The following is a 25,602-nucleotide window of genomic DNA, read 5'->3' on the forward strand; positions in this document are numbered from 1 at the left end:
GTTCGGGACGTCAGGCGTGAGTTTCCAGGCGCAGGCGCCAACGCCCATTGAAGCGCAACTCGGTGGATGACAGCGGTTCCACGTCGATCAGGTTGAACATGGCGGGTGGGCATTGCATGACATGCAGCAGCGCTGCGCGGATCACAAATGGATGCGTCACCGCCACGACATGCCCCGGGGATTGCTCGAGGGACTGCAACCACTGCCCTATCCGCTCACACAGTTGTACTACCGACTCGCCGCCGTGGGGCGCCGAGGTGCTGTCGGTCAACCAGGCCTGAAGCGCTTCGGGTTCGGCCTGCTGAACCTCCTCGATCGCCAACCCTTGCCAGCGGCCAAAATCACAATCGCGCAGGGCTGTTTCAACCAAAGCATCGTCGGCAAACAGCGCCGCCGTCTGCCGTGTCCGCGCCTCCGGGCCGCACAGCACCCGGGGTGCACGCTTGAAGCGTTGCCCCTGGGAAAGCGCCGCCTGCTGCCAGTCCATCTCCACCGACTCATCCAGCGCAAAGCGTGCCTGTTTCTGGGCACGGGTGCCGGCGTGGGCAACAAGGGTCAAACGGGTGGCCTGCATGACAAATCGCTCTGGTTTTAAGGGGCAGTCAGCGTAGACTTGCGAAGTTGTTTCAACATGTTTCAACTATTCTGCAACAGGAAGCCGGTTCAATGCCGGCGCGGTCGCGCCACTGTATTCGGCCTTTTAGCCGTAAGCCAGACCCTGTTTCAGCCAACTCGCTATCCATTTCGGGACGCGTCATCCCTGGAGGTTCTCATGGCTTATACCGCTGCAACTGGCTCCGACGTTTCAATACCGTCCATTCCCCTGGGCGAAATCCTGCCCTGGGCGATCTTCGGCGGCCTGCTGCTGTTGCTCGCGATTTACTTCGTCGGCGCCGAGCAAGGCGCGACGGCCGTGTTCAAAGGCATGTACGTGCATGAGTTTGTGCATGACGGTCGCCACCTGCTGGGTTTCCCCTGCCATTGATTGGAGCGTGACGACATGACAGGGCATTTACTCGTTCGCGGGATGCTGGTGGGCCTGCTCGCCGGCATCCTGGCCTTCGGCTTCGCCAAGACTTTTGGTGAGCCGCAGATCGACAAGGCCATCGCCTTCGAAGATCAGATGGCACAGATGCACGGCGACGCGCCGGAAGAAGAACTGGTGAGCCGCGAAGTACAAAGCACCTTCGGCCTGTTCACCGGCGTGGTGGTGTACAGCGTCTCCCTGGGTGGCATTTTCGCCCTGGTGTTCGCCTACTCCCTGGGCCGCATCGGCAAGGTCGGCCCTCGTGGCTTGGCAGCGCTGCTGGCATTGGCGGCGTTTGTGACGATCATCGTGGTGCCGGGGCTGAAGTATCCGGCCAACCCGCCATCGGTGGGCGACCCCGCCACCATCGCGCAACGCACCAAGCTGTTCTTCCTGATGCTGCTGGTGTCGGTGGCGGCTGCGGTGATTGCGATCAACGCGGCGCGCAAGCTGATTGCCAGCCGTGGCCTATGGGCAGGCGCGATTCTCGGTGTGGCGCTGTACATCGTGATCGTGTCGGTGGCCGGCAGCTTGTTCCCGACCATCAACGAAGTGCCGGAACAGTTCTCGGCAGTGTTGCTGTGGAAATTCCGCGTGGCCTCCCTGGGGATTCAACTGGTGCTGTGGACCACCCTGGGCCTGGTGTTCGGCGCCGTGGCCGAGCGCAAGCTGAGCCAGCCTCAGGCGCGTCTCAACTCCTGACGGTACAGGTAGCCGCCGACGCATCGGCGGCTACCGGCATTCACACCCCGGGCCGCGCCAGGTAGAACACCTCGTAGCCATTGCCCGGATGGTTCACATCCAGCGCCTTGGCCGACAAGGTAATTCGCACCAGCTTCCACGCCTGCACATCCAGCGCCAGAAACACCGCGAAGTTATCGCTGCTGTCCGCGAGCTGCTGGTTGCGGGCCTTTTCTGCGGCGAGGATTTGCCCGCGGTCCGCCCCCGGCGCCAGCGCCCACTCCTCCCGATACAGGCTCAAGGCGTCTTGCGCCGGACCTCGCTGCACGTCCAGCGGTAACCAGGACTCAATGTGCGGCTGGCCAAAACTGTCGAGGACCTTCTGGAAGCGCTCGCCGAGCAAGAAATCCGCAGCCTGCAAAGGATCCGACCACAGATAAACCGACGAATACAGGTTACCCACCCCCGGCCCCTGCCCTCGCTCCTGGGCGATAAACGCCTTGAACAGCAAACCCTCGGCATGATCCCACAACGGCCCCAGGCGAGCGGCCCGCTCACGGATGACACCCATGTCGTAATCGGCTGGCAAGCGGTGTGAATACTGTTTGGCAAACATCATGGCGCTCCTGTTCAGATGAGTGCCCAGCTTGCGCAGCGCCCATGATTTCCGCAAGATATCACCGGATATAGGTGTGATAAGGAACTGAAATGACCGACGCACTCAAGCCGCTGGATATCGACACCGTGCACGCCTTTGTCCTGGTCGCCGATTTCGCCAGCTTCACCCGCGCGGCCCAGGCACTGGACACCTCGCAGGCAGCCATCAGCCTCAAGCTCAAGCGCCTGGAAGAACGCCTCGGTTATCGCCTGCTGGTTCGTACACCGCGGCATGTGCGGCTGTCGCCCCAGGGCGAGCAGTTCATCGTCGCCGCCCGCGCATTGCTCAATGCCCACGAACGGGCGTTGGGTGACATGGGCAATGGCGCCCCCCGACGGTTGGTGATCGGCATCAGCGACCACGTGGCCGGGCCGGACCTGCCACTGTGGCTCAGCCGCCTGGCCGCCTATGACCCGCTGGTGATCCTGGAGGTGCGGATTGCTTCGTCCCGCGACCTGGTGGCGGCGTTCGACCGCAACGAACTGGACGCGGTGATCGTGCGCAACGAAGGCGATCGCCAGGACGGTGAGGTATTGGTGGTGGAGCGCTTTGGCTGGTTCGCCGCGCCTACCTGGCAGCACACGCCCGGCACGCCCCTGCGCATGGCAACCATGGCCTCGCCCTGCGGCGTGCGACACCTGGCGGTGCGCGCGCTGGATGAGGCGCGGATTGACTGGACCGAAGTGTTTGTCGGCGGCGGCGTAATGGCGGTGGGTGCGGCAGTCAGCGCCGGCCTGGGTGTGGCGGCGCTGGCCCGGCGAGTGGCGCCGGCGGGCGCCGTGGACGTCAGCGAACAGTACGGATTACCGGCATTGCCCGTCAGTGAAATCGTGCTGCACAGCCGCATCAGCGACGGCCGCTCCCGCGAGACATTGCGGGCGTTGAGCGCAACCTTCAGAGGGGTTCTGGAGCGTTAGATTGCATCTGGGTATACCGCCCGCGCACGAACCGCTCCAGTTCATCGCCCGGCAGCGCCTTGCTGAAGTACCAGCCCTGGATGATCAGCTCCGAGCCCGACTGCAAAAACGCCAGTTGCTCGGCGGTTTCCACGCCCTCCACCACCACCCCGAGGTTCAACGCCTCACAGAACCGCAGCATCCCGGTCAACACCTGGGCGCCCTTTGGATCATGCTGGGCGACCACGAAACTGCGATCGATCTTGATGAAATCCACGGGGAACTGGTGCAGGTAACTCAGCGCTGAAAATCCGGTGCCGAAGTCGTCGATATACACCTTGGCACCAATCGCCTGGAGCTTCTCGATCATCTGCCGCGTGCCCTGGATATCGCCCACCAGCGCATCCTCGGTGATCTCCACCGAAACCTGCCCGTGGGCCTGGGCCAGTATCTCCACCAGCCGATCACCATACGCCGGGGTAGTCAGCGTGGCACTGGAGATATTGATCGTCATCGGCAACGTAAACCCGACCTTCTGCCACTTCTGGTACTGGCGCACAGCCTGGGATGCCACCCACACATCCACGTCGGGCATCAACCTGGCATGGGCCAGCCATTGCAGGAACTCCCAGGGTGAATGCACCGTACCTCCGGCGTCCCGGGCCCGCATCAACGCTTCGCAACCGGTGCATAGCCCGGTCCGGGTGGAAATCTGCGGCTGGAATTCGAGGTAGAACTCATAGTCGCTGATCTGCTGGATATGGCTCAACTCGCTGACCTGGCGCGCCTGGGCCTTGTGGGACGCCATCACCGGGTCCAGCTCCAGCAAGCGGCCTTTTTCTTCCAGGCCGCGAAAGGTCATGTCCAGCGACTTCAAATACACCGTGCCGCCCTCCGTGGCCTGGCGGTTGATCGCACGCACATAGGGTGCATAGATCAGCATGCCAACCCCCAGCAACACCACCTGCAGCAACACTGCCGCGAGATCGCCGTGGGTGCTCAGGTAGGCGTTGAGCAACACCGGCGCAGTAAATGGCACGCTCACCACCGCAGGCGACACCCAGCCAATCTGCACCACTATCAACGCCAGTATCACGTTGAACGCCGGGACCACCAGAAAGGGAATGAACAGCCGCGGGTTAAGAATGATCGGCAAGCCAAACAACAGCACTTCACTGACATTGAACAATGACAACGGCAGGCTCGCCATCGCCACCAATCGCATGGACCGGCTTTTGGAAAACAGCAGGATCGCCAGCAGCAGGCACAGGGCACCACCCGAACCGCCGATAAACGCGAAACTGCCCAGCAAGCCGCCATTCAGTAGATATTTGACCGGCTCGCCGGCGGCCACCGCCGCATTATTGAGCCCGACCGCCTGGTCCAGCACATCAAAAAACGGCTGCATGGCGTAGACCCCATGGATCCCGAAAAACCACAGCAGCGAATTCATCAGGGTCACAAACAGGCCGCTGCCATAGGGCGTCTCCAGTGCATCGAGCACCTGCGGCCCCTGAAGCTGTGCCACCTGCGGAATCTGCAACAGCAACGACAGCACGAGCACCAGCCCGAGCGCCGTGATTGCCCCCGGCACCACCATATTGAGGGTGCCCTTGAGGTTGTGCCCCACCAGGTCTTCGTTGATCAACCGCGTCCAGCGACGCCGATGCAGCCAGGCGATGGCGGGCACATTGATCAGCGGTGAGGCGATGGCGATGAACAACACGAAGGTCGCCGAGGCTCGGGGAAAATCCCGCAGCACAAACGTGGCGATCACTACATGGGCCAGGCACAGGAACGCTACCGGGAGTTGCGGCAGGCGGTGCTGGATCGCGAGCATGTAACCGATGGAGGCTGCCACCAGCAGCGGGATCACCGAGCTGATCTGGTTGTGCAACCCCGCCAGGAAGGCCACCACCTGAGGGTCGAAACCCAGCACTCGGGCGCATTCGGACAGGATCAGGAAACCGGCCGATACCAGCAGGCACGGCAGGATCCACAACAGCCCCTCGCGTATGGCCCGCAACGACTCGGTACTGGCGAGGGCCGCCAGCCGCTGGGTGAAGAAAAGCTTGAACAGCGTTTGCGCCATCACCTGTCCCTCGGTCCCTGATGCCAGGGTCGCAAAATAACACCTGGCTGTCGCCTTATCACGGGGTAACGCTACACGCCCTGACACCGCAAGCGAAAGGCTTTTGCCGCCCCTGGCGCATTTATTCAGAATCACCGCAGGGGCTTGCTGCTTGTCGATTGGCTCGGGTTGGCCCATCCTTTGGCGCACTGGTTGTCGTAAAAAACGACGCACCCCTCGAACGGACTCGACTGATGCTGCGATTCACTCCCCTCATGGCCTGTGCGCTGCTTGGGCTGACCAGCCCGTTGGCCGGCGCCGCCACCCCGACCTTCGCCGATGCCCAGGCCAGCGACCCGGCCAGGCTGCAATGGATGGTCGGCGCACCGCCGCCGGCCGACCGCACCGTACGCTTTGAAGACGGCAGCTATTTCCGCTTCCCGGCGATGCGCTGGAGTGTCGCCAACTTTCGCCAATTGATGCCCACGGTTAACGTCTCCCGCGGGCTCAGCGCACCGCTGGCATTGCCACGCAAACTCGACCCGGCACTCGATGCAATCCCCGTGCAGCCAGTGGGTGCAGCCCAGCCGCTGACCTGGCGCCAGGCCCTGGACGCCACCTACACCGATGGCATCGTGGTGATGCATCGCGGCACGGTGGTTTATGAGCGTTATTTCGGGGTGCTCAAGGAGGATGGGCAACACGCGGCCATGTCGGTCACCAAATCGGTGATCGGTACCCTGGGCGCGATGCTGGTGGCCGATGGCACCCTGGACCCACAGAAAAAGATCGTCGACTACGTGCCCGAACTCGGCGGTTCGGCCTTTGGCAGCGCCACCTTGCGCCAGGTGCTGGACATGACCACCGCCCTGGACTACAGCGAAGATTATGCCGACCCCAACGCCGAAGTCTGGGCCCACGCCCAGGCCGGCAACCCGCTGCCCAAACCCAAGGACTACACCGGGCCGCGCAGCTACTACGAGTTCCTGCAAACGGTTAAGCAGCGCGGCGAACACGGGCGTGCCTTCGGCTACAAGACCGTCAATACCGACGTACTCGGCTGGGTGATTGCCCGCGCGACCGGGCGCAACGTCGCGCAACTGCTCAGCGAACGCATCTGGAGTCGGCTTGGCGCCGAACAGGACGCCTACTTCACCGTCGACTCCATCGGCACACCCTTCGCCGGTGGCGGCCTGAACACCGGGCTGCGGGACCTGGCCCGGTTTGCCGAGATGCTGCGCAACGGCGGGCGCTTCAATGGCCAGCAGATCGTGCCCGAAAACGTGGTGACGGATATTCGCCAGGGCGGTGACAAGCAGGCGTTCGCCCAGGCCGGCTACGCTCAATTGAAGGGCTGGAGCTATCGCAACATGTGGTGGGTAACCCACAATCCCGACGGCGCCTTCATGGCCCGCGGGGTGCATGGCCAGAGCATCTACATCGACCCCAAGGCCGAAATGGTGATTGTTCGCTATGCCTCCCACCCGGTGGCCGGCAACGCCGCCAATGATGGGGTGACCTTGCCCGCCTATGCAGCCATGGCGGCTTTTTTAATGTCCAAGCCACACTGACCGTCTCTCTTACCGTGGAGTAAACCTTTGTCCCAACCCGGCGAAAACCACCAGCTAGCCCTGGACCGATTCTTGAGTGAACACCCGGCCCTGGCCGCGGAACTGAATACATTGAACCCCCTGGCGGCCCAGGCCAAAGGGGAAACCATGGAGCAGTACCGCGCCGAGCGCCTGCATGAAGCCTTCGAGGCAGAAGCCGAGCAACAGGGCTTGTTCGCCTGGGAACTGACGCTGAAATTGACGGCGCATTCCCCGGCGGATTTCGAGGCGCAACGCCTTGAGGTGCACAAGGAGGTGGCGCAAATGGCAGGCCTGAGTTGGTTCGAGTATTGCCAGCTGCACGACTTGCCCGTCTAGAACCAGCGGCCCAGGCCCTTCCTGCGATCAGCGAGCACCGCGCGCAATTCATCAAGAGTAACGGCCCTGCGTTCAGGGTCAGCCGTCAACGCCGTACGCAATACAGGCCAGCAATGGCGAGGCAGTTGCCTGGGCCGGGCCGGCCTGTCACTGGCGTGGCGCCGGCCTTGTGCCAATTCGTACAACACACAGGCCACTGCATACAGGTCGGCGCTGGCCGACAGTGCTCCGCCAGCCAGCAACTCCGGCGCGGCGTACGCGGGCGTCCAGGCATTGAAGCGGCTGCGACTCAAGCCTGGAGAACCCGCCGGGGCCTGTCCGCAAGCCTCGCCCAGACCGAAATCGAACAAGCGCAAGCCGCCGTCTCCCACCATGACATTGGCGGGTTTCACATCCCCGTGCAGCACACCCTGCTGATGGCTATGGCGCAACGCGTCGAGCAATTGCACGGCGATGCCTTGCAGCGCTTGCCAGGGTAAACCGCCGGGGCACTCCAGCAGCAACCGGTCCAGAGTCATGCCCTGGAGCAGTTCCATGGTAAAGAATGCGATCTGGCCGGGAGCATCCACTTCAAATGAATACACACGCACCACCTGCTCATGCCGCAGGCTGCGGGTCAGGGCAAACTCGTTGTACAGCAACACGTGGGCATCCGCAGACTCGCGGATGGCCTCGCCCAACACCTTGATCGCGACACTGGAACAGGGTTCGCCAAACTGTTCGTGCAGCAGGTCCCGCGCACGATAGACCACGCCCATGCCGCCTGCGCCCAACACGCGCTCGATCAGGTATCGCCCGGCCAGCAACTCGGGGGCTCCGTCGCGCGGTGGGTTTACCGGGGCCTTGGCAAAGGCAAAGTGGGTCAGGTCGCGCATGACTGCACCACCACAGCGGTCAGGTTGTCGCCGGCCGTGCCGCGCAAGACACCTGCAAACAGCTGGTCCAGGACACGTTGCGGGTTTCCCTGGCTCAAGGCCTGGCCCAACTCAGAGTGGCTAAGCGCCTGGTACAGGCCGTCGCTGCACAACAGAAACACATCCCCTGCCAAGGTACCGAGTTCCAGGACCTGCGGGCTCAGTGGTGCCCGCGAGCCGATGGCCCGGGTCAAGGCACGTGCGTCTGGATGGGCCCTGGCCTGTTCCGGGCTCACCTGCTGGTCAATCAATTGCTCACACAGCGAATGGTCTCGCGACAGCTGGTACAGCGTCTGCCCGCGCCACAGATAGCAACGACTGTCACCGGCCCAGACACACGCAGCGCGATCGCCCTGAAGCAACAACGCCACGACCGTGCTTCCCATGATGGCCTCGGCGCCATGGGAGGCCAGCGTCAATTCATCGCCCAGCCGCCGGTTGAGCCATTGCAGGCAACGACGGGTCGCCTCGACGCGTTCATCCAGGCTGCCCTGGCCGGGCAATGACGCCAGGCCATCGACCACCAGCTGGCTGGCGATATCCCCCGCCTGATGCCCGCCCATCCCGTCCGCCACGGCCCAGCAGCGCGTCCCGGGGCAATCGAGAAAGGCATCCTCGTTGCGTAAACGGACCTTTCCACGGTCTGTGCGACCGGCGCTGTGCCAGCGGTCGCGAGGTTGGCTCACAACTGCTCCGGCAGGCGAAAAGTTCGCCACTGCGCCATCTGGAATGGATTGGGGGTGCGTCGGCTGGTCAGCAGGTAGTTGGCGCGCAAGCCTGCCAGGTCAGCCTTGAGGATCAGCTCATCCTGCCCGCTGGAGGGTTCGCTCTGCATCAAGTCGAACAAGCGAAACAGGGACCAGGCCCCGGTATTTTTTTCGAGCCCCAGCGCCCGCTCGCGGCCACGCTCCAGTACCAGGCTGCTGCGACCATTCTCAGCCTCGGCTGGCCATTGCATCGCCATGGGGACAATCGGCCCGTGCCGGTACTCCATCTGCTGGCCACCCAAACGCAAGACCGCGCGACTCACCGACGGGTCCAGGCTATAGGGTGCGAGCGTGAAACGAACCTGCAAGTCCCCCGACTCATCCGCAAAAAAACCGCGCCTGATCACCTGCACCTTCGCCTGCTGGTCGAGCAACGCCCGAGACATCGGCAAGCTGCGCCCATCCAGGCTACGCAGCCTGTAGCGCCCGGAATCACCGCTGACGAAAGGCTTCAGATAGCTGTCAAAGAATCGCGCCATGATCCCCTCAGGCTTGAAAAACTCCTGGAAGTCGTTGAGGGAAACGTCGCTGCTGGCGTGGGCATTGAACGGGAAACGCAGCTTGATCGCCCTGCTGTAGAAACCATATACCTCGCTCTGATAACGCTGGTTCACATGCCGATAGGCCTGGTCGAGCAGGCGGCGCCAATGCTCGTCGGCCAGGCTTTCGAACCAGCCCGCCAGCGGCAGCGGCAAACGCGCGGCCACGTTGCGCAGGTTACTCAGCGCATCCTGCTGCCCCTGGATCCGCCGCTTGACCATCTCGAACGCGACCGGCTCCGGCGCGCCTTCGCGATTCAAGCTCGCCAACTGCAGGTGCAAGTCGTTGAGCGCCTGTAACACGCCGGTCAACTCGGCCCCCGGGTTCTCTTGGCTGTCCAGCAACTGGTGCAAGGGCTCGAAGCGGCGCTGCATGGCTCGCCGTGCGCTGTCGGGCAAGGCATTGACCAGCCCGGCGGCGGTCGGCAACCGCTCTGCCGCAGGCCCAGGCAGCTTGGCAGCCAGCTCGTCGAGGCGCTCACTGGCCGACGGCAGGCGCGTGTGGTCACGAACCTGCTGCAACAACTGCAACAACGGCGACTGGGCCGACGTCAAGCTGGCGAGCTGCTCGGCGCCTTGCCTGGAGTTTTCAGTTTCACGCAGGCCAACCTGCCCAAGCGCCTCGCTCCAGGCATCGGCATACTCGCTGAAGTAGCGTTGTTCAAGCTCCACCATCAACCGTTGCAAATCCATGGCGCTCAGGTCGGCGCCCTCTCCCAGCACCCAGTTGTCCTGGACGATGGTATTCACCAGCCGCGCGCCCTGCGCTTCAAAATGCCGCTGGTACGTGCGGGTATAAAACCCCGGAATGGAACGCTCGCCCCCCTCAAACACCCGCCCGTGTGCAAGGCGCAACGGTTCAAGGCCGCGAGCTTGTTCGCGCAGCACCCGGTACACCACGTCAACCAGCGATTCGCCGCGCAACACGTGGCGCGCGCGGGCCACCAGCTCGTCATCGAGCGGCTGCACGAACGGTTGCTCAAGCAAGCGCGCGAAATGTTCATTCAACCGGTTTTGCACGGAGGGCTCACCGGCAAACCGTACAGACCAATGCCCCGCCACCCGCTCACGCAGCCAGCCGACATCCCGCCGCTCCCGCAGGTTGAGCATCAGGTATGCCCGGAGGTTATCCAGCAGCCGCTCACGATCTTCCAGGCTGCCGCGAACCTGTTCCTGCAGCATCTCGCTGACGTGGGACAGCAACAGCCGGCCCAAGGCACGCTCGTAGGCCTGCTCCAGCACCGGACGGCTGATACTGCCCTGATACAACCCCATCCGCTCAACCAGCCTGGCTTCGCCCGGCAAGGGGAAAATCCGCGTGGCCGCCAGGCGGCTGTCCAGCAGCGGCAGGAGTGCCTGGGTAGCGTCTGACCCAGGCTGCACGGGTGCGGGCTGTCGTGCCAGCGCCTGCAGTTGCTCCAGACGTTGATGATTGGAGGAGTAACTGTGGGTCCACAGCAAGCCCGCCGCCACGACGACCACTAGTGCGCCCAGGGCCAGCCCCCCCTGGTGCCGGCGGATTCGACGGCGCTCCTGGCTATCGAGGTCCGCCAGGTCGGCTTGCGCCAGAATCACCCGGCTGAACAAGCCCTGGATAAAGTGCGAACGTGGTTCAAGTGCCTGTGGGCCACCGTCGGCGCTGGTCAAGTAGAAACCACGAAAGCCGTTGGTGTGCTGATAACGCGGGCCGCAAAAAGCAACGTCGATATAGAGGCTCAGGCGCTCGCCAATCCGGGCCGCCTGATGGGGGAAGTCGAGCATCCGTCCGCGCAGATCACTGTTGCGTTCCTGGTGCAGGCGCTGCACAAGCTCACCGCTCAAGCGCTGCAGCAGTGCTTCAAACGCCTGTCGTACCTGGGCAATGCCAATACCCGCTTTGCCTGGGACGATAGATTCGCCCAACACCGCATCACTGCCTTCGCCCAACGGCCGGTCGAAGAACTCCGCAAACCCCGGCAGGCGGTCGGCCTGGGTCACCACCAGGTAGACCGGCACCTCCACATGCAACGTCTGGCGGATCTCCAGCAACCGACTCTGGACTGTCCGCGCCTCATTCTCCAGCTGACGCTCGCTGCCATGGAGCAATGTGTCCGTGGACAGCGCCACCACCACACCGTTGAGCGGGCGTGTCCGGCGCCGCACCTTGAGCAGCTCCAGCAGCGTCGACCAACCCGCGCCATCCACCTGGCTGTCAGGCTGGGTAAGGTAGCGGCCGGCGACGTCGAGCAACACGCCGTCCTCGGCGAAATGCCAGTCACAGTCCCGCGTGGCACCGCCCTGCGTCGCTACCGACGCGCCCTGATCCTGGAGCAACTGCAAGCCACTGGCGGCCAACATCCGGGACTTGCCACTGCCTTCCTTGCCGATCAGCAAATACCAGGGCAATGCATCACGCCAGCGCGGGCTGCGTTCACCATAAATCCGGGAGTGTTTCAGGGTGTACAAAGCGTCCTTGAAGCGACCGCGCAGATGCCGCTGCTCGTTTTCAACCTGGCCTTTGCGCGGGCGTGGTTCGCCGTCATCGACGGTTGATTGCCGGGCCATACTGCGCCAATTGGCATACACCATCGCCAGGCCCCACAACAAAAACAGCCCGCTGATTGTCAGCAAGCGCGATGCCGCCGCTTGCCAGAATCGATAGTCGTCGACAGCCAGCAGTGGCCCGAAGAACCACACGGTCATTGCGACCGCGAGCACCAGCAGCAGGCTCCAGACCCAAACCCTGCCCAGCACGGCGCCCGCGCTCCTGAAGAATGCGTTCATGCGTTGCTCCCTGCGTTAGAGCGGCGCCCGGAAAATATCCGGCGCCACGAGTTGATACGGTTGCAACACCGCTTCACGCTGCTGGCCCAGCACCCAGGCAAATCCTGCATACAGGCTCAACAGGCTGGCGGCGACAAACACTGCAATCCAGGTGAGCGACACGACTCTCAGCCGTTTCCGGCGCGGCTGTTCCGGCCTGGGCGACGGCGCGCACGCCGCAGGCGTATCACCCCGCACATGCCGGATCTGCCGATACAGCGCGTCCCGAACCTGTTCAAGCTGCAACAACCCACGCTCCATGACCCGGTACTTGCCCTCAAACCCGAGGGACAGGCACAGGTACATCAACTCCAGCATCGCCAGGTGCTTGAAGGGGTCCCTCGACATGCGCTCAAGCAACTGGAAAAACTTCTCGCCGCCGAAGGTTTCGTTGTGAAAACTGCTCAGCAGGCTCATCTTCGACCAATCGCTCTGGCTGCCCCATGAGGTGGTGACCACTGCCTCGTCGATCACGCTGCACAGCACATACCGCGCCGCCATGACCTCGCTGCCTTGGGCCCCGTCATGCCGGGCCCGCGTCTCGAACAGCGTGACTGCCGCCGAGAGTCGTTCATTCAGGGCGCGCAGGCTTTCCTCGGCGGAACTGCGCTTGAGGCGGACCACCTCGGACAGAAGCTCCCAGGCAGGCGCCACCAAACTGTTCAGGCCAATGTCGAAATGCTCCGCGCCCTGCAAGCGGGCCGCGTAGATCATCCGGTCTTCCAGTTGTTCGAAACGCGGCGGCGATGCGAAGTCGGTCATCGGTCCCTGCGCCGGTCCGCGTCCCTGTCGATCAAGCAGGACGGTTTTCTCGTCCTGCGGGTATTCCCTGTCCATGGTCTCAGTTCCTGATGGCCCAGAATTTCAGTTCCAGTTCGGCAAATTCACCGCTGACGTGGAAGGCAAATCCTCCCGACTGCTTCAACTGCTCAATGTCCCGGGCACCGAGTTCAAGCATGAAATAGGTGTTGGCGGCATGAAACGGTATCTGCCGGGGAGCCACCGGCAGCGGCTTGACCTTGATGCCCGCCAACTGCAGGTTGACCAACTCGCGAATCCGCTCCACAGGGCCGACCTTGAGGTGCGCCGGCAGCCGGTGGCGAAGCTCCTCGGCGTCACAATGGGCGCTGGCGGCCAGAATGAAGGTCGCCGAACCCAGCAGGTTGAGATCGCTCACCGGGCACACCAGCACCCCGTACTGGCGAGGCTGCAGCGCCAGCTCAATGGCATGCTGCTCAAGCACCATCGACAGCAGGCTGCGAATCGGCTCCATCAATCCACGAAAGCTGGCGCCCTGGTCGCTGTGCCGGTAATGCCCCTCGAAGTGCGCACGCTTGCTGTCGCTGGCAAACGTCGCGAGTTCACCCAGGATCGACAGCAATGTTCGATACAGCGTTTCAGGGCTGACCTGGCTCAGGCTCAGGTAGTGACGCAAGACCAGTTCGGTGCGATTGATCAATTGCAACATCAGGAAGTCGCCAACCTCCGCGCCGGCGGCGGTACCGTTGGCGCGAATCCGCTCGGCGATGGCATCCCCCCGGTAAGCGAGCAGGCTGATCACTTCCTTGAGGCAAGACAGCAGGTAGCCGGAGCCATGCAGGTGAATGAAGCTCGGGATAAAATCGGGGTCCAGGCTGACGCCCTCCTCGGTGCAACTGAGCACCTGGGCAACCTTGAGCTTCACGTAATGCGGGTCGCTGTGTTGCTCCCCCAGCAACAGGCGAAAATCCAGCTGCCCGCAATTGACCTGACGACGAGCTTCTTCCCCGGCGTTGGAGTCGCTGACGTCTACCGCAAGAGTCTTGTAGCGCGCCAACACATCAATCTGCTCGGGTCGACGGGCTTCAACACAGTTACCTGTGGCCAGCGGCAAGGCCAGGTAGATCGACTGCTTCCCGGTATTGACCGGAACCTCCAGCACCAGCGACTCCATCGCGCCGCCCAGCTCGAACAGGCTGCCATCCGGCAATATGCCGCTGGCCTGGCTGATAACGACCTTGCCCATATTGAGGTATTGCACATCGATTTCCAGGGCCAGGAAGCCCCAGGCGTGACGGCACAACAGCTGGGTGCGGCGCGTGAGTTGCTGATCGTGGTACCGATCGTTTTGCTGAAAATGCTGAGGGCGCAACAACATGCCTTCCTGCCAGATGACTTTTTGGCTGTACATGTCAGTCGCCCGCCTTCGCGGGTTGCGGGTTGACCAACCGAATGCCGGCCTGATCAAGGATCAGTTCAGCGCCGGTCAATCGCTGCGCGGTCACCGGCAGCACATAGCGCCATTGCGAGTGAGGCAAATCACGGTACGCCGCCAGCACGCCGACATAACGACTGCCTGGCTCGAGGCTGAGTTTGAGCGTGGAGTGATCGCCGGGGCGCAACTCCAGCTCTTCGAGGTTCACCAGGTCCTTGGGCAACGTGTGCTCGGCATGAGCATAAAGGCTGAAAAAGTCCGCATTTTCAAAAGCCACGGGGTGTCGAAGCTCCATCAGGTGCACCACGATCGGCGACGGGCGACCATGGAGATCAGGGTTGACCCGTTCGCTGGCGGTCAGTGTCAGGTCCAGCTTGGTCAACTTCGAAAAGGGCGACAGGGAGCAACCACCCAGCAAACCCATTACAGCGCACAACAATGCAACGGTGACTCGGGACATGAAGATCATCCTGGATAACGGTGAAGGGTTGAGATCAGGCGAATCTGTTCCTCGTACGCCTTGGCGAAGTCGCTGCCCAGCAGGCGCTCGCTCAAGTGCTCGTCCTCGATCAGTGCCTGGTAATGGCGCTGATACGCGCGCCAGCGGGCGCCACACCGGGGGATCAGCGGCGGCCTTGCCTGGCGTTCGAAGCACAGCAGCAAATGGCCGGGCGCAAAGGCTGCCAGAGCGCCGCGTACTGCCGCGCGGCAGGCCGCCAGCAAGGCCACCTCGTGAGCCTGCATGTCGCGGTACGCCCGCATGACAAGCATCTCGGCGGAAACCTGCCCCAGCTGCCCGACACCCAGCAGCGACCCCAAGGCCGCACTGGCGTCTGCGCTGTCTCTAAGTGGGTTGGGGCTTTGGAGCGGCGTCTGGGTGAGTGCCAGTTTCAGCTCTTGCCTGAGCTCGTTACGGGTGCCCAGGCTCTGTTGCAACCCTTCAGTCATTTGCCGGAGCAAGCTCGCGGCCTTGATCGCCAGGACTTCTCTTGCCGACTCATCGAGGTCGCCCAGATCAATACCGAGTGCCTGCGCAAACCCCAACCAGAATGGCCCTGAGCCGTGACCTGGAACGGGCGATTGCGGACTTGGGGCAACCTGGCGCGCAGGCTTCACAAGCTCGGGAACCGTCAGGTGATCCCGGTCCGCCGCCGCGTGGTCCGTCCAGCGCAATGTCTCGTAGGTGGTCATGTTCAGGGCCGCCAGCTCTTGCGACCCGTCCTCGCGCTGCAGTTCGCTGGCCATTGCCCGCAGTGGGTCCAGCTCAAGGAATGCATCATCGGGAATCAGCCTGTGTAATCCGTCCTGGCCCTGTCCCAGCGGTGGGCTGACCAGTCGTGCGCGAATACTCAGCGGCCCCAGCTGAAATACCGCGCCGTCATCTATCGGTTGCTGCTGCCCCTCATGCAGACGCTCACTGCGGCCTGCCAGGCGGGTTCCATTGCTGCTGATATCCGTCAGGAAATACCGGCCGTCACGATAACTGATCACCGCGTGACGACCGGAAACCTGGCGACTGGTGTCAGGCAGGGTCCAGTCGCAACCACCCCCCCGACCGATGACGCCCCCCACTCCGTCAAAGACTTTGCGCAGCGCCGGCGCGGACTCTGCTGGCCCCGCAGGGCACACCTCAAACACTAGCTGCATGGCAGGACTCCTCCGCGCTCACAGGCCACGACCGGTGGACCGTGGATCACCCAGCGGACGGTAGTCATCGTCGTCAAAGACATGATTGGTGTTACAGCCACTCAGCAAAAACAACACAAGCACCAGGGCTTGCCACTGACTAACAGGCATCAGGTATCTCCCGGAATTGAAAGGGTGTGCCATTCAGCACTCTCCCTGGACTTCGCCAAACGGAATGTCCAGGCGTGCAAGGCGGTACAACAACGTGCGCCGGGCGAGGCCCAGTTCACGGGCGGTGCGGGTTCGATTGCCACGGTTCTTGCGCAGGCAGTCGATCAGCACTACCCGCTCGACTCGCTCCATGCGCTGGCGCAGCGTTGCGTCGACAGCGGGCGCGGACAGGGTTGATGGCAGCGATAAATGCGCAGGCAGGATCACCTCGTCGTCGCACAGCAGCACCGCCCGCTCCACCATGCATTTGAGCTCACGAACATTGCCGGGAAAGTGGTGGCTGGACAGTTGATCCAGGGCCGCACTCGACCAGCCCACCGTGGCTCGCCCCAACAGTGCACAGGCCTTGTCGGCGAAATGCCGGGCCAGTTGCAGCACGTCCCCGTCCCGCTGGCGCAGCGCCGGCAACTCGATAGGAAACTGCGCCAGCCGGTAATAAAGGTCCTCGCGAAAGCTTCCTTCAGCCACCATGCTGGTGAGGTCCCGGTGGGTCGCCGCGACGATTCGCACGTCGACCTTGTGGGACGTGTTGGCACCCAACGGCCGAATCTCGCCCTCCTGCAGGACCCGCAACAACTTGGCCTGCAGTGACAGCGGCATATCACCGATTTCGTCGAGCAGCAGCGTGCCGCCGTGGGCGGTGTCAAACAGGCCGGCATGGTCTCTTTCGGCCCCGGTGAACGCGCCTTTGCGGTAACCGAACAACTCACTTTCGAGCAAGCCTTCGGGAAACGCTGCGCAGTTTTGCACCACAAATGCCTTGCTGCTGCGCGGGCCGGCAGCATGAATGGCCCGGGCGACCACCTCTTTACCGGTGCCGGTCTCGCCCCGGAGCAGCACGGTGTAGGGGCTATGCACCACCTTGCCGATCAGGCGGCACGTCTCGTCCATGGCCGTGCTGTTTCCGATCAAGCCGTAGGCGCTGGTGCTGCGGGTGCTGCGAACCACCTTCAACGCACCGGGAGCCCGACGCATTCGCCGCAACAGGGCCAACTGGCTCAAGACAAAACTGCCCAATTGGCCCAGGGACGCACCGTAGCCAGCCAGCTCCGTCGCTCGCAGGCTGGCACACAACACCATCCCGGATACCTGCTTGCTCGGCCCCGGTAACGGCACGCACAGGAGTGATTGCCAGGACGCCGCGCCCGCTGGCAGAAACCCCGTGTCATACACACTGCTGCCTGCCTCGGTGAGGTTAAACACCCGGTTCTGTTGCAGCACGTACTGCAACAGTTGCTCGTTCCGAAAATCCGCGCCCGAGCTCACAACCGCCCCTGGCGGCGACAGGCCCGGCAAATACTGGGCAGCCAGTTCGAGGCGGCCGGTGGCCTGGTCGAGCAAGTACAACTGGCCAAGCTCGCAGCCGCTCAATTGCGCGGCGCCTGCCGCAAAGTCATCGGCCAATGTCGATTCGTCACTATTGATGCCCAACCGGGTAAACCATCCCAACAAGGCAGCGGCGTAGTCCAGCGGGCTTGGCAACTGGGTAAACGGATTGTCCGCCATCAGCTGAACTCACAGATTACGGTGCCATTGGCATCCAGCCTGGCATGGACGAACTGCAGGGACTTGCCAACGGCCATCGCATCCAGCAGGCGATCCACCACCTGCGGCAACAGGTTTTCCTCGATCCATTGGTCGACAAACCGCGCGCCACTCCCACTGTGGCTACAGTGCTCGGCCATGTGTGCGACAAGATCCCCTGCGTGACTGAATGCGAGCTTGCGCTGAAGCAGACGCTGGCCCAGGCGCTGAAGTTTGTGTTCAATCAGTTGGTGCAGCACCGCGCCTGCCACCGGGTAATACGGCACGACTCGCATACGGGCCAGCAGCGCCGGCTTGAAATGAGCTGTCAGTACCGGCCGGATCGCGGCGTGCAGTACTTCGACAGCCGGTCGTTGACTGTCGGCGCACAGCCCGGTGACAAGATCGCTGCCCAGGTTGGAAGTCATCAGGATCAGGGTATTGCGAAAGTCGATTTCACGTCCTTCTCCATCATTGGCTACCCCTTTGTCGAACACTTGGTAAAACAGGTTCAGGACATCCGGATCCGCCTTCTCTACCTCATCGAGCAGCACCACTGAATAGGGCTTTTGCCGCACCGCCTCAGTCAGCACCCCGCCCTCCCCGTAACCGACATAACCCGGTGGTGCGCCGATCAGCCGGGACAGTGAGTGTTTCTCCTGGTATTCAGACATGTTGATCGTGGTGACAAAGCGCTCGCCGCCATACAACAGGTCGGCCAGGGCGTGGGCTGTTTCAGTTTTGCCGACACCACTGGGGCCCACCAACAGAAATACCCCCACGGGGGCATCAGGCCTGTTCACGCCGGCCGCGACAGCCCGCAGGCAACGGTCCAGGACCTGCACGGCACCTTCCTGGCCGAGGATGCGACCACGCAGATCATCCGCAAAGTTCAGGACCTTCGCGCTGTGTTCGCGGGCAAGCTGCTCCAGGGGAATACCCGTCCAGGCGCTGATAACCTGTGCCACCAACCGTGGGCATACTTCGAAGCTGAGCAATCGCTGTTCGTGCTGTATGGCCTGCAACGCCTGATGGTTCTGGGCCAGGAGCGGAGCGAGAGCCTCAGTGCTTTCGCCAAGGTTACCGGCGTCGGCCAGTTGCTGGCGCAGCGAGAGCACCTTCTCGGCCAGTTCGCGCTGGTGGGTCCAGCGTTGTTCAAGCTGTAACTGTGCGACTTCTACTTCTTCCAGTCTCCGGGTGAGGTGCTGCAGCACCTGTTCATCGATGGCCAACCCCGCGTCGGCATCCCTGCGCACGGCACGTTGCTGGCGCGTGCCCTCGGCCAGTTCGGCGCGCAACTGCTGCAGTTCGTCCGGCGCCGTGACCAGGCTGATCCGCACCCGGGCACAAGCGGTGTCCAGCACGTCCACAGCCTTGTCCGGCAACTGGCGGCCGGCCAGGTAGCGGGCACTCAACTGCGCGGCCGCGACCACGGCGTCATCGCGCACGTAGACTCCGTGGCTGGCCTCATACACCGGGACCAACCCACGCAAAATCGTCACGGCATCGTCAACCGTCGGCTCGTGCACCTGCACCGGCTGAAAACGCCGCGCCAACGCCGGGTCTTTCTCGAAGTACTTCTTGTACTCCGACCAGGTCGTCGCGGCGATGGTACGCAACTCACCTCGTGCCAGCGCTGGCTTGAGCAGGTTGGCGGCATCGGAGCTGCCGGCCGAGCCGCCTGCGCCGACCAGGGTATGGGCCTCATCGATGAACAGGATGACCGGTTGCGGCGAGGCGTTGACCTCATCGATCAAGCCTTTGAGGCGGCGCTCGAACTCACCCTTGATACTGGCACCGGCTTGCAGCAGGCCCATGTCCAGGGTCAGCAGGCGCACCTTCCTGAGCACCTCTGGCACTTGCGCGCTGACGATCCGCAGGGCCAGGCCCTCGACTATCGCGGTTTTCCCGACACCCGCCTCGCCCACCAGAATGGGGTTGTTCTTGCGCCGCCGCGCGAGCGTATCGATCAATTGCCGGACTTCGTTATCGCGACAGAGCACGGGGTCGAGTTTCCCGTCCCGGGCCTGGCGAGTCAGGTCATGGGTAAAGCGCTCCAGCAAGGAACTCCCCGCCTCAGCGGGAGCCGCCTGCGCGTTTTCACTCAAGAGAAATCCGAGCACACGCGGTGCATCAAGCGTGCTCATCACCGCCTGGTAACGGCTGCCAGCGTGCTGCATCGGGTTGCGCAACAAGGCAAGCAGCAAGGCGCCATGGTCCACTTCCCGTCGGCCCAGCTCCAGATGGGCAACCAGCAACGCCTGCTGCAGCCATTGCACCAGGGCGGGCGAAAACACCGGATTGCGGGACGCGCTCTGGTCGACCCGAGGTTGCAGCACGGCCTGCAATTCCCCGGCATCCACGCCCGCATCCTGCAGCGCTCGCATAAGAACACCCTCGGGATGCTCCAGGAGCGTCAGCAGCAAGTCTTCCACCAGCACCTCGCCGCCGCCCCGGGTGACACAACGCTCGGCGCTGCGTTCCAGGTCGCGCCGTGTGGACGCCGTCAATGCCTGGATAAGTTGTTGCAGATCCACATTCATCATATCCATCAATCCCTAATGATTTTTACTGGCCAGGATGACCACGCCGTCTGCCCGCTCATGCCCCAGCCAACTGGTCCAGCCCAGGCGGCAGACGTTGTGCTCGCCAAGGTGCAACGGCCGGACCTCGCCCGCCGCCAACACCAGTCGCACGTCGTATTCCAAGGGGTCCCGGGCGGCGAAACGCACCAGCGCACACAGCGGCTCGTAACCCGCCCCGGTGGGCAAAAACTCGTGAAAACGCTGCCAGTCGAGTGCCAATACATGAACCCTGAACATGCCACTGCGGTCGATAAGGCACTCCCCCAGAACCAGGTCCGAACCCAACGAGCTATAGGCGCGACCAAGGTCATTGCGCTGCTCCTGGTCGATCACTACCCTGCGCTCGACCCACTGCTCGATGACCAGCCGGTTGTGCTTGAAGTAATAACGCAGCACGGTCTCGATCAGCGCGGCGGAGTGCACGCGCAGGCTCAGCAGCCCCAGGTAGGGCAACAGGCGTTTCCAGTTCAGTTGAGCCGCGCTGCGAATCGCGCTGCCACCCAGGCCCACCCATGCAAACATCTGCTCGGAAAAGGGATCGCGGGCGCCCGTTTGAAAACTCGCCTGATAACGATATTTTCGCCAGATCGGCACTATCAGCCGGTGCAGTCGATGGTGAAAAAGATCAAGAAATTCCCGCGTCGGATTACCGCCCGCTACCTCGGCAAAGGCTTGCTCGCCATAGAACGCCGGCAGCGGTGACCCTGTACCAAACAGGCCCAGCACATTGAGGCGAAGCCGTGCCCGCAAATGGCCGTGCTCGACAAAAAACTCCACACGATCAATGTCGTTGCCGGGAAAGCCAAAGCCTGGGTTGGCCTGGAACTCCAATTGATCGTAGAGCGCATCCTCGTCCAGCGAGGGATGCGCCTCGCGCAGGCGCTCGATAATCTGCGCGACCGCCTGAAACACCGAGTACTCGCGAATCACTCGGGACAGTGCGGTTAAAGCAGGGGCTGCTGGCCCATCCGGGGTGGCCATAGGTACACGTCTCCTTGTGTGCTGATGACTCGCAGTTCGTGGTACGAGTTGAGGCTGGCGTAAAGCGCGAAGAACTCGTTGAGCACCGAGGCAAAGACGAACACGTCGCCCTCCCCCAGGTAGCCTTCAGGATCGATGGTGAGGTCAACCCGCAAGCCGCGAAATGGCAGGCCTCGGTGCAGCCGGTCTACGGGCTGGTGACTGATCGAACGGAGGGCGCCCAGCCTTCGCCTGCTGACCTTTTCCACCTGGCGGTCGTGATAACGCGGCAGGTCGTAGGTTTCGAGGATCACCCTCAAGGCGTTGATATCGGTCAATGACAGATAGTTGAGCGACATATTGCTGATCAGTCGCCACAGGAAGTCGCTGTCCAGGGGTGGCGCAAAGCTGGGGGTTGCCGCGGTGATGTTGCGAAACGAGAGAAACTCGGGCGTCTGTTCGCACGCCTGATTGATATCGCCCACCTGCAGCAGGCATGGCAGGTTGTGGTTGGTGCAGGTCAGTTCAATCGACAGGGTTTCCTGTTCATGCACTGGACACCGGTCGAAGCTCAGCCAGGTATCCAGGCCGGCATGTTGCAGGGATGGGCGCTGGCGAACGCCATAGCTGGGCGCGGCGCTGCCAAAATCGTGCTCAAACGATTCGAACGGAACATATTCCTGGTACCCGAGGCCTCCCGGCCGCCATCCCGTGACCTTGTCGACGGAAAATACACCGCAGTTGCCCCTGGCGTATTCGCCAGGCAACAACAGGTATTCGTCCTGCTTGCCGTCCAGGCGAATCGGTACGCCGTCGTGCTTGAACAGATTGACGATGGGCGTGCAGTACAGCTTCACGTTGTCCAGGGTAGGCGCCATTCGCTCAATACCGCGACCACGCATGTCGAAGCGTAACGTCACGCCATGTACCTGCTTGAGTACGTCAATAGGCAACCTGCTCAGCGCGCCAAGGCCACTCACATCGACAAACAGGTATTTGTCGGGAAAGGCGAAGTACTCCTGCAAATGGCGATAGCCACGAAAGGTATTCAACGGATAAGGGATCAGTGCCTCATCCTCGGAAAAGCCCACAGGACTGATATCGTTGCTGGACAGACGCAACGAAACAGGCTCGCCGTCGGCGCCGATGACCGGCAGCGCGTCGCGCCCGAAAGGCAGCAACTCGAACCCGTCCAGGTGGCGCAAAAGCCCCAGGTAAAGCGCCTGGCTGACGGGCTGCTCCCCCGCGAGATGCAAACGCAGGCAGTTCAGTTCCAGCTCACTGAAGTTGCCCTCGGCCGTCATTTCCAGGCGCAGGCAGAGCAAAGCGCCCTCGCCCTGTACCGAGTACTCCATGGCGGCCAGTTGCAGCGGCAAGACCTGCGTCGGGTAACAGGTACGAAAACGGCAGCGTTCACCGTCGATCGCAATGCTTTCCACCGGTGTATCCCGCTCGACCCTGATGGCCGGCCCTGTGCGCTTGAGCGGATCAAACTGCAGCATGCTGAACGACGGCAGCGGCCGCATATAGTTGGGCCACAGCAGATGCATCAACGAGTGACTCAACTCCGGCAATTGATCATCAAGCTTCTGCCGCAGGCGACCGGTGAGGAATGCAAAACCCTCAAGCAACCGTTCTACGTCCGGGTCCTGGCCAGCGTCCCCAAGAAACGGCGCGAGTGCCGGGTTGCGCTCGCAGAACCGTCGCCCCAACTGTCGCAGTGCACTCAGCTCGCCCCGGTAGTAGCGGTTAAACGACATCCGGTTTGACCTCGACCCGTACGCCGTGAGCCAGGCTGGCGCAAAAGGCGACCGCTTGCGTCATGCCATTGACTTCCATGGCCCCCTCGATGGAAAAAGCCAGCACCATCGGGTCACGGTCCTGTGGCAATGCCTTGACACGGACATCCTTCAGACGGGGTTCGTAGGCCTGGATAAAGCGCTCAATCAGGAACCGAGCCTGGCTCAACGCGTCATGCAGGCTGAGGCGCATGTCATTCAGATCAGGTAACCCGTAATCAGGTAGCGTCTGGACACTGCCCGCACGGGTGCTGAGCATTTTCGCCAGATGACCCGCCACGGATTCCACGACGCAACCTTGCGGGCTGCGCCCCACGCCGGACTCCAGGCGCTCGAAAAGGCTGCGGTTCTGGGTAATCACGTGGCGGCGGCTCATTCTTTATCGAGCTTGCCGACGAGCGACAGAGTGAAGTCTGCCCCCATGTACTTGAAGTGCGGGCGAACGCTCAGGTTGACGCGATACCAGCCGGGCTCCCCGTCGACATCACTGACAACAATGCGCGCAGACCGAAGCGGGCGCCGTCCACGCACTTCGGTGCTGGGGTTGTCCTGGTCGGCGACGTATTGGCGAATCCATTTGTTGAGTTCCAGCTCAAGGTCGGTGCGCTCCTTCCACGACCCCAGCTGTTCACGCTGCAGGACCTTGAGATAGTGGGCCAGGCGATTGACGATCATCATGTACGGCAATTGGGTACCGAGCCGGTAATTCAGCTCGGCAGCCTTGCCTTCGGCACTGATTCCAAAAGACTTGGGTTTTTGCACCGAACTGGCGGAAAAGAACGCTGCATTGTCACTGCCCTTGCGCATGGTCAGGGCAATGAAGCCCTCTTGCGCCAGCTCGTATTCGCGTCGGTCGGATACCAGCACCTCGGTAGGAATCTTGGTTTCGATCTCGCCCATGCTGTGAAAGTGATGCAGCGGCAAGTCCTCCACTGCACCACCACTCTGCGGGCCGATAATGTTCGGGCACCAGCGATACCGGGCGAAACTGTCCGTCAAGCGGGTAGCAAAGGCATAGGCCGTATTACCCCACAGATAGTGTTCGTGGCTGCTGGCCACATGTTCCTGGTAGGCGAACGTCTTGACCGGACAATCAACGGGATCGTACGGCGTACGCAATAGAAAGCGCGGTACGGTGAGGCCGATGTAGCGGGCATCTTCGCTCTGGCGAAAACTCTGCCATTTGGCAAACTGCGGCCCTTCAAAATGGTCCTTCAGGTCCTTGAGGTCAGGCAGGCCGGTAAAGCTCTCCAGGCCGAAGAAGCCAGGGCCGGCCGCCGCAATGAACGGTGCATGGGCCATGCAGGCCACGCTGGAAACATACTGCATCAGCCTGACATCGGGAGCACTGGGGGAAAGGAAATAATTGGCGATGATTGCCCCTACGGGCTGGCCGCCGAACTGACCGTATTCGGCACTGTAGATGTGCTTGTAGAGTCCGGACTGAGTCACCTCCGGTGAGTCCTCGAAGTCATCCAGCAGATCCTGGCGGGAGACGCTGAGCAGTTCGATCTTGATGTTTTCACGAAAATTGGTGCGATCAACCAGCAACTGCAGGCCACGCCAGGAAGACTCCAGTGCCTGGAAGTCGGGATGGTGCAGGATTTCATCCATTTGCTGGCTGAGCCTTGCGTCAATCTCGGCAATCATCCGGTCAACCAGGCGCTTCTTGACCGGCTCGCCCTTGTTTTGCGGCTTGATCAGCTCCTCGATAAATGCCGAGACTCCGCGCTTTGCAATGCTGTAGGCCTCGTCGTCGGCGCTGAGGCGGGTCTGGGCAATGATGTTGTCGAGAATGCTGTACTCATCCGTGATGGGCGCATGCGACGGGCTTTGGCTGGTAGTCATGGTGTCAGTGTCCTTTTAACTGAGAGAGTTATACGGCGGAGCTGTCCAGCCCCAATTCAGCCAATACCCGCTTGCGCGAATCGTCATCGGCGAGGGCATTTTCAATGGCCTTTCGAAAGCTCGGCGTGTTGCCCAGCGGCCCCTTGAGCGCCACAAGTGCATCGCGCAGGTCCATGAGCTTTTTCAGCTCGGGTATCTGCTCAACCAGCTGTGCAGGATTGAAGTCCTTCATCGAATTGATCCTGACCCGGATCGCCAACTCGTCAGGTTCGGCTGAATCCTGCAGCCGGTTGGGGACGCTCAAGGCCAGGCCCAAGGCCTGCTTGGCCAGCACCTCGTCGAGGCTGTTCTTGTCGATGCCGACGGGCTTGCGGTCTTCGAGCTTGCGCAGGTCTTCACGCTGGGTGAAGTCACCAAGCACCAGCAATTTCAACGGCAGCTCGACCTCTTCCTGCGCAGTGCCAACGGCGGGTTTGAACGTGATATTGATGCGTTCCCTGGGGGCTACCGAACCTTCTTTCGCCATGGTGTTTCTCCTTTTTCGGGGGGCTC

23 protein-coding genes and 1 riboswitch are annotated in these 25,602 nt (G+C 62.3%); of the genes, 5 read left to right on the plus strand and 18 right to left on the minus strand.

Annotated elements, in window-relative coordinates:
• Positions 1–10: 10 nt before the first annotated feature.
• On the minus strand, positions 11–574 hold the full coding sequence (locus HX818_RS02590; protein WP_177019429.1) for a histidine phosphatase family protein: 564 nt from the start codon (positions 572–574) through the stop codon (positions 11–13).
• A 27-nt stretch (positions 575–601) separates the two neighbouring features.
• Positions 602–741: riboswitch (cobalamin riboswitch) on the plus strand.
• Positions 742–772: 31 nt separating this feature from the next.
• Here HX818_RS02590 and HX818_RS02595 point away from each other — a divergent pair.
• Positions 773–985 (plus strand): CbtB domain-containing protein, encoded by a 213-nt coding sequence (locus tag HX818_RS02595; RefSeq protein ID WP_003208073.1) that lies wholly within the window; start codon positions 773–775, stop codon positions 983–985.
• 15 nt (positions 986–1,000) lie between these two features.
• Positions 1,001–1,729 (plus strand): CbtA family protein, encoded by a 729-nt coding sequence (locus tag HX818_RS02600; protein WP_032899583.1) that lies wholly within the window; start codon positions 1,001–1,003, stop codon positions 1,727–1,729.
• A 40-nt stretch (positions 1,730–1,769) separates the two neighbouring features.
• Here the strand turns inward: HX818_RS02600 and HX818_RS02605 are convergent, their stop codons facing one another.
• Positions 1,770–2,324, minus strand: coding sequence for a DUF4865 family protein (locus HX818_RS02605; protein ID WP_087694166.1), 555 nt, complete (start codon positions 2,322–2,324; stop codon positions 1,770–1,772).
• A gap of 92 nt (positions 2,325–2,416) precedes the next feature.
• Between HX818_RS02605 and HX818_RS02610 the strand changes: the two genes are divergently transcribed.
• The gene (locus HX818_RS02610; RefSeq protein WP_087694167.1) at positions 2,417–3,283 is read left to right on the plus strand and encodes a LysR family transcriptional regulator; all 867 of its coding nucleotides are present in this window, start codon (positions 2,417–2,419) and stop codon (positions 3,281–3,283) included.
• Here HX818_RS02610 and HX818_RS02615 read toward each other — a convergent pair.
• Positions 3,261–5,354, minus strand: a complete 2,094-nt coding sequence (locus tag HX818_RS02615) for an EAL domain-containing protein (protein ID WP_177019430.1) — start codon at positions 5,352–5,354, stop codon at positions 3,261–3,263. The genes HX818_RS02610 and HX818_RS02615 overlap by 23 nt on opposite strands.
• A gap of 254 nt (positions 5,355–5,608) precedes the next feature.
• Here HX818_RS02615 and HX818_RS02620 point away from each other — a divergent pair, with 254 nt between their 5' ends.
• Together HX818_RS02620 and HX818_RS02625 are read left to right on the plus strand one after the other, a co-directional pair.
• Positions 5,609–6,904: a serine hydrolase domain-containing protein gene (locus HX818_RS02620; RefSeq protein ID WP_371315690.1), complete on the plus strand. Its 1,296-nt coding sequence runs from the start codon at positions 5,609–5,611 to the stop codon at positions 6,902–6,904.
• A 27-nt stretch (positions 6,905–6,931) separates the two neighbouring features.
• Positions 6,932–7,261, plus strand: coding sequence for a DUF6388 family protein (locus HX818_RS02625; RefSeq protein WP_003208062.1), 330 nt, complete (start codon positions 6,932–6,934; stop codon positions 7,259–7,261).
• Here HX818_RS02625 and HX818_RS02630 read toward each other — a convergent pair.
• The 15 genes from HX818_RS02630 to tssB are packed head-to-tail and all read right to left on the minus strand — an operon-like array spanning position 7,258 to position 25,576.
• Positions 7,258–8,136, minus strand: coding sequence for a serine/threonine-protein kinase (locus tag HX818_RS02630; protein ID WP_003208060.1), 879 nt, complete (start codon positions 8,134–8,136; stop codon positions 7,258–7,260). The genes HX818_RS02625 and HX818_RS02630 overlap by 4 nt on opposite strands.
• The gene (locus HX818_RS02635) at positions 8,124–8,861 is read right to left on the minus strand and encodes a PP2C family serine/threonine-protein phosphatase (RefSeq protein WP_023658926.1); all 738 of its coding nucleotides are present in this window, start codon (positions 8,859–8,861) and stop codon (positions 8,124–8,126) included. The genes HX818_RS02630 and HX818_RS02635 overlap by 13 nt, the downstream gene beginning before the upstream one ends.
• The gene (tssM, locus tag HX818_RS02640; protein WP_177019432.1) at positions 8,858–12,244 is read right to left on the minus strand and encodes a type VI secretion system membrane subunit TssM; all 3,387 of its coding nucleotides are present in this window, start codon (positions 12,242–12,244) and stop codon (positions 8,858–8,860) included. Before tssM ends, HX818_RS02635 begins: the two co-directional genes overlap by 4 nt.
• Before the next feature lie 15 nt (positions 12,245–12,259).
• Positions 12,260–13,120, minus strand: a complete 861-nt coding sequence (gene icmH, locus HX818_RS02645) for a type IVB secretion system protein IcmH/DotU (protein ID WP_177019433.1) — start codon at positions 13,118–13,120, stop codon at positions 12,260–12,262.
• Between the two features lie 4 nt (positions 13,121–13,124).
• Positions 13,125–14,453, minus strand: a complete 1,329-nt coding sequence (gene tssK, locus HX818_RS02650; RefSeq protein WP_177019434.1) for a type VI secretion system baseplate subunit TssK — start codon at positions 14,451–14,453, stop codon at positions 13,125–13,127.
• A 1-nt stretch (position 14,454) separates the two neighbouring features.
• Positions 14,455–14,937 carry a type VI secretion system lipoprotein TssJ gene (tssJ, locus tag HX818_RS02655; protein ID WP_023658927.1) on the minus strand — a complete coding sequence of 161 codons (483 nt, stop codon included), beginning with the start codon at positions 14,935–14,937 and terminating at the stop codon, positions 14,455–14,457.
• Positions 14,938–14,942: 5 nt separating this feature from the next.
• Positions 14,943–16,124: a type VI secretion system-associated FHA domain protein TagH gene (tagH, locus tag HX818_RS02660; RefSeq protein ID WP_177019435.1), complete on the minus strand. Its 1,182-nt coding sequence runs from the start codon at positions 16,122–16,124 to the stop codon at positions 14,943–14,945.
• Between the two features lie 18 nt (positions 16,125–16,142).
• Complete coding sequence (locus tag HX818_RS02665) at positions 16,143–16,274, minus strand: hypothetical protein (protein ID WP_003208049.1); 132 nt, start codon at positions 16,272–16,274, stop codon at positions 16,143–16,145.
• Between the two features lie 33 nt (positions 16,275–16,307).
• Complete coding sequence (locus HX818_RS02670) at positions 16,308–17,840, minus strand: sigma-54-dependent Fis family transcriptional regulator (RefSeq protein WP_087694178.1); 1,533 nt, start codon at positions 17,838–17,840, stop codon at positions 16,308–16,310.
• Complete coding sequence (tssH, locus tag HX818_RS02675; RefSeq protein WP_177019436.1) at positions 17,840–20,404, minus strand: type VI secretion system ATPase TssH; 2,565 nt, start codon at positions 20,402–20,404, stop codon at positions 17,840–17,842. Before tssH ends, HX818_RS02670 begins: the two co-directional genes overlap by 1 nt.
• Before the next feature lie 12 nt (positions 20,405–20,416).
• Complete coding sequence (gene tssG, locus HX818_RS02680; protein WP_177019437.1) at positions 20,417–21,424, minus strand: type VI secretion system baseplate subunit TssG; 1,008 nt, start codon at positions 21,422–21,424, stop codon at positions 20,417–20,419.
• Entirely contained in the window at positions 21,388–23,163 is a 1,776-nt protein-coding gene (gene tssF, locus HX818_RS02685) for a type VI secretion system baseplate subunit TssF (RefSeq protein ID WP_177019438.1), read from the minus strand. The genes tssG and tssF overlap by 37 nt, the downstream gene beginning before the upstream one ends.
• Positions 23,153–23,578 (minus strand): type VI secretion system baseplate subunit TssE, encoded by a 426-nt coding sequence (tssE, locus tag HX818_RS02690; RefSeq protein ID WP_087694182.1) that lies wholly within the window; start codon positions 23,576–23,578, stop codon positions 23,153–23,155. Before tssE ends, tssF begins: the two co-directional genes overlap by 11 nt.
• Entirely contained in the window at positions 23,575–25,050 is a 1,476-nt protein-coding gene (gene tssC, locus HX818_RS02695; RefSeq protein ID WP_177019439.1) for a type VI secretion system contractile sheath large subunit, read from the minus strand. Before tssC ends, tssE begins: the two co-directional genes overlap by 4 nt.
• 28 nt (positions 25,051–25,078) lie before the next feature.
• A complete protein-coding gene (gene tssB / locus HX818_RS02700) occupies positions 25,079–25,576 on the minus strand; it encodes a type VI secretion system contractile sheath small subunit (protein ID WP_003208038.1) in 498 nt (165 codons plus the stop codon).
• Positions 25,577–25,602: the final 26 nt, after the last annotated feature.

Source organism: Pseudomonas sp. F9001, assembly GCF_013385435.1.
Lineage (GTDB): Bacteria > Pseudomonadota > Gammaproteobacteria > Pseudomonadales > Pseudomonadaceae > Aquipseudomonas.

Coding starts and splice junctions, on each gene's coding strand:
- HX818_RS02590 (WP_177019429.1), bottom strand. CDS start 574: ATGCAGGCCACCCGTTTGACCCTTGTTGCCCACGCCGGCACCCGTGCC.
- HX818_RS02595 (WP_003208073.1), top strand. CDS start 773: ATGGCTTATACCGCTGCAACTGGCTCCGACGTTTCAATACCGTCCATT.
- HX818_RS02600 (WP_032899583.1), top strand. CDS start 1,001: ATGACAGGGCATTTACTCGTTCGCGGGATGCTGGTGGGCCTGCTCGCC.
- HX818_RS02605 (WP_087694166.1), bottom strand. CDS start 2,324: ATGTTTGCCAAACAGTATTCACACCGCTTGCCAGCCGATTACGACATG.
- HX818_RS02610 (WP_087694167.1), top strand. CDS start 2,417: ATGACCGACGCACTCAAGCCGCTGGATATCGACACCGTGCACGCCTTT.
- HX818_RS02615 (WP_177019430.1), bottom strand. CDS start 5,354: ATGGCGCAAACGCTGTTCAAGCTTTTCTTCACCCAGCGGCTGGCGGCC.
- HX818_RS02620 (WP_371315690.1), top strand. CDS start 5,609: ATGGCCTGTGCGCTGCTTGGGCTGACCAGCCCGTTGGCCGGCGCCGCC.
- HX818_RS02630 (WP_003208060.1), bottom strand. CDS start 8,136: ATGCGCGACCTGACCCACTTTGCCTTTGCCAAGGCCCCGGTAAACCCA.
- tssM (WP_177019432.1), bottom strand. CDS start 12,244: ATGAACGCATTCTTCAGGAGCGCGGGCGCCGTGCTGGGCAGGGTTTGG.
- icmH (WP_177019433.1), bottom strand. CDS start 13,120: ATGGACAGGGAATACCCGCAGGACGAGAAAACCGTCCTGCTTGATCGA.
- tssK (WP_177019434.1), bottom strand. CDS start 14,453: ATGTACAGCCAAAAAGTCATCTGGCAGGAAGGCATGTTGTTGCGCCCT.
- tssJ (WP_023658927.1), bottom strand. CDS start 14,937: ATGTCCCGAGTCACCGTTGCATTGTTGTGCGCTGTAATGGGTTTGCTG.
- tagH (WP_177019435.1), bottom strand. CDS start 16,124: ATGCAGCTAGTGTTTGAGGTGTGCCCTGCGGGGCCAGCAGAGTCCGCG.
- HX818_RS02665 (WP_003208049.1), bottom strand. CDS start 16,274: ATGCCTGTTAGTCAGTGGCAAGCCCTGGTGCTTGTGTTGTTTTTGCTG.
- HX818_RS02670 (WP_087694178.1), bottom strand. CDS start 17,840: ATGGCGGACAATCCGTTTACCCAGTTGCCAAGCCCGCTGGACTACGCC.
- tssH (WP_177019436.1), bottom strand. CDS start 20,404: ATGATGAATGTGGATCTGCAACAACTTATCCAGGCATTGACGGCGTCC.
- tssG (WP_177019437.1), bottom strand. CDS start 21,424: ATGGCCACCCCGGATGGGCCAGCAGCCCCTGCTTTAACCGCACTGTCC.
- tssF (WP_177019438.1), bottom strand. CDS start 23,163: ATGTCGTTTAACCGCTACTACCGGGGCGAGCTGAGTGCACTGCGACAG.
- tssE (WP_087694182.1), bottom strand. CDS start 23,578: ATGAGCCGCCGCCACGTGATTACCCAGAACCGCAGCCTTTTCGAGCGC.
- tssC (WP_177019439.1), bottom strand. CDS start 25,050: ATGACTACCAGCCAAAGCCCGTCGCATGCGCCCATCACGGATGAGTAC.
- tssB (WP_003208038.1), bottom strand. CDS start 25,576: ATGGCGAAAGAAGGTTCGGTAGCCCCCAGGGAACGCATCAATATCACG.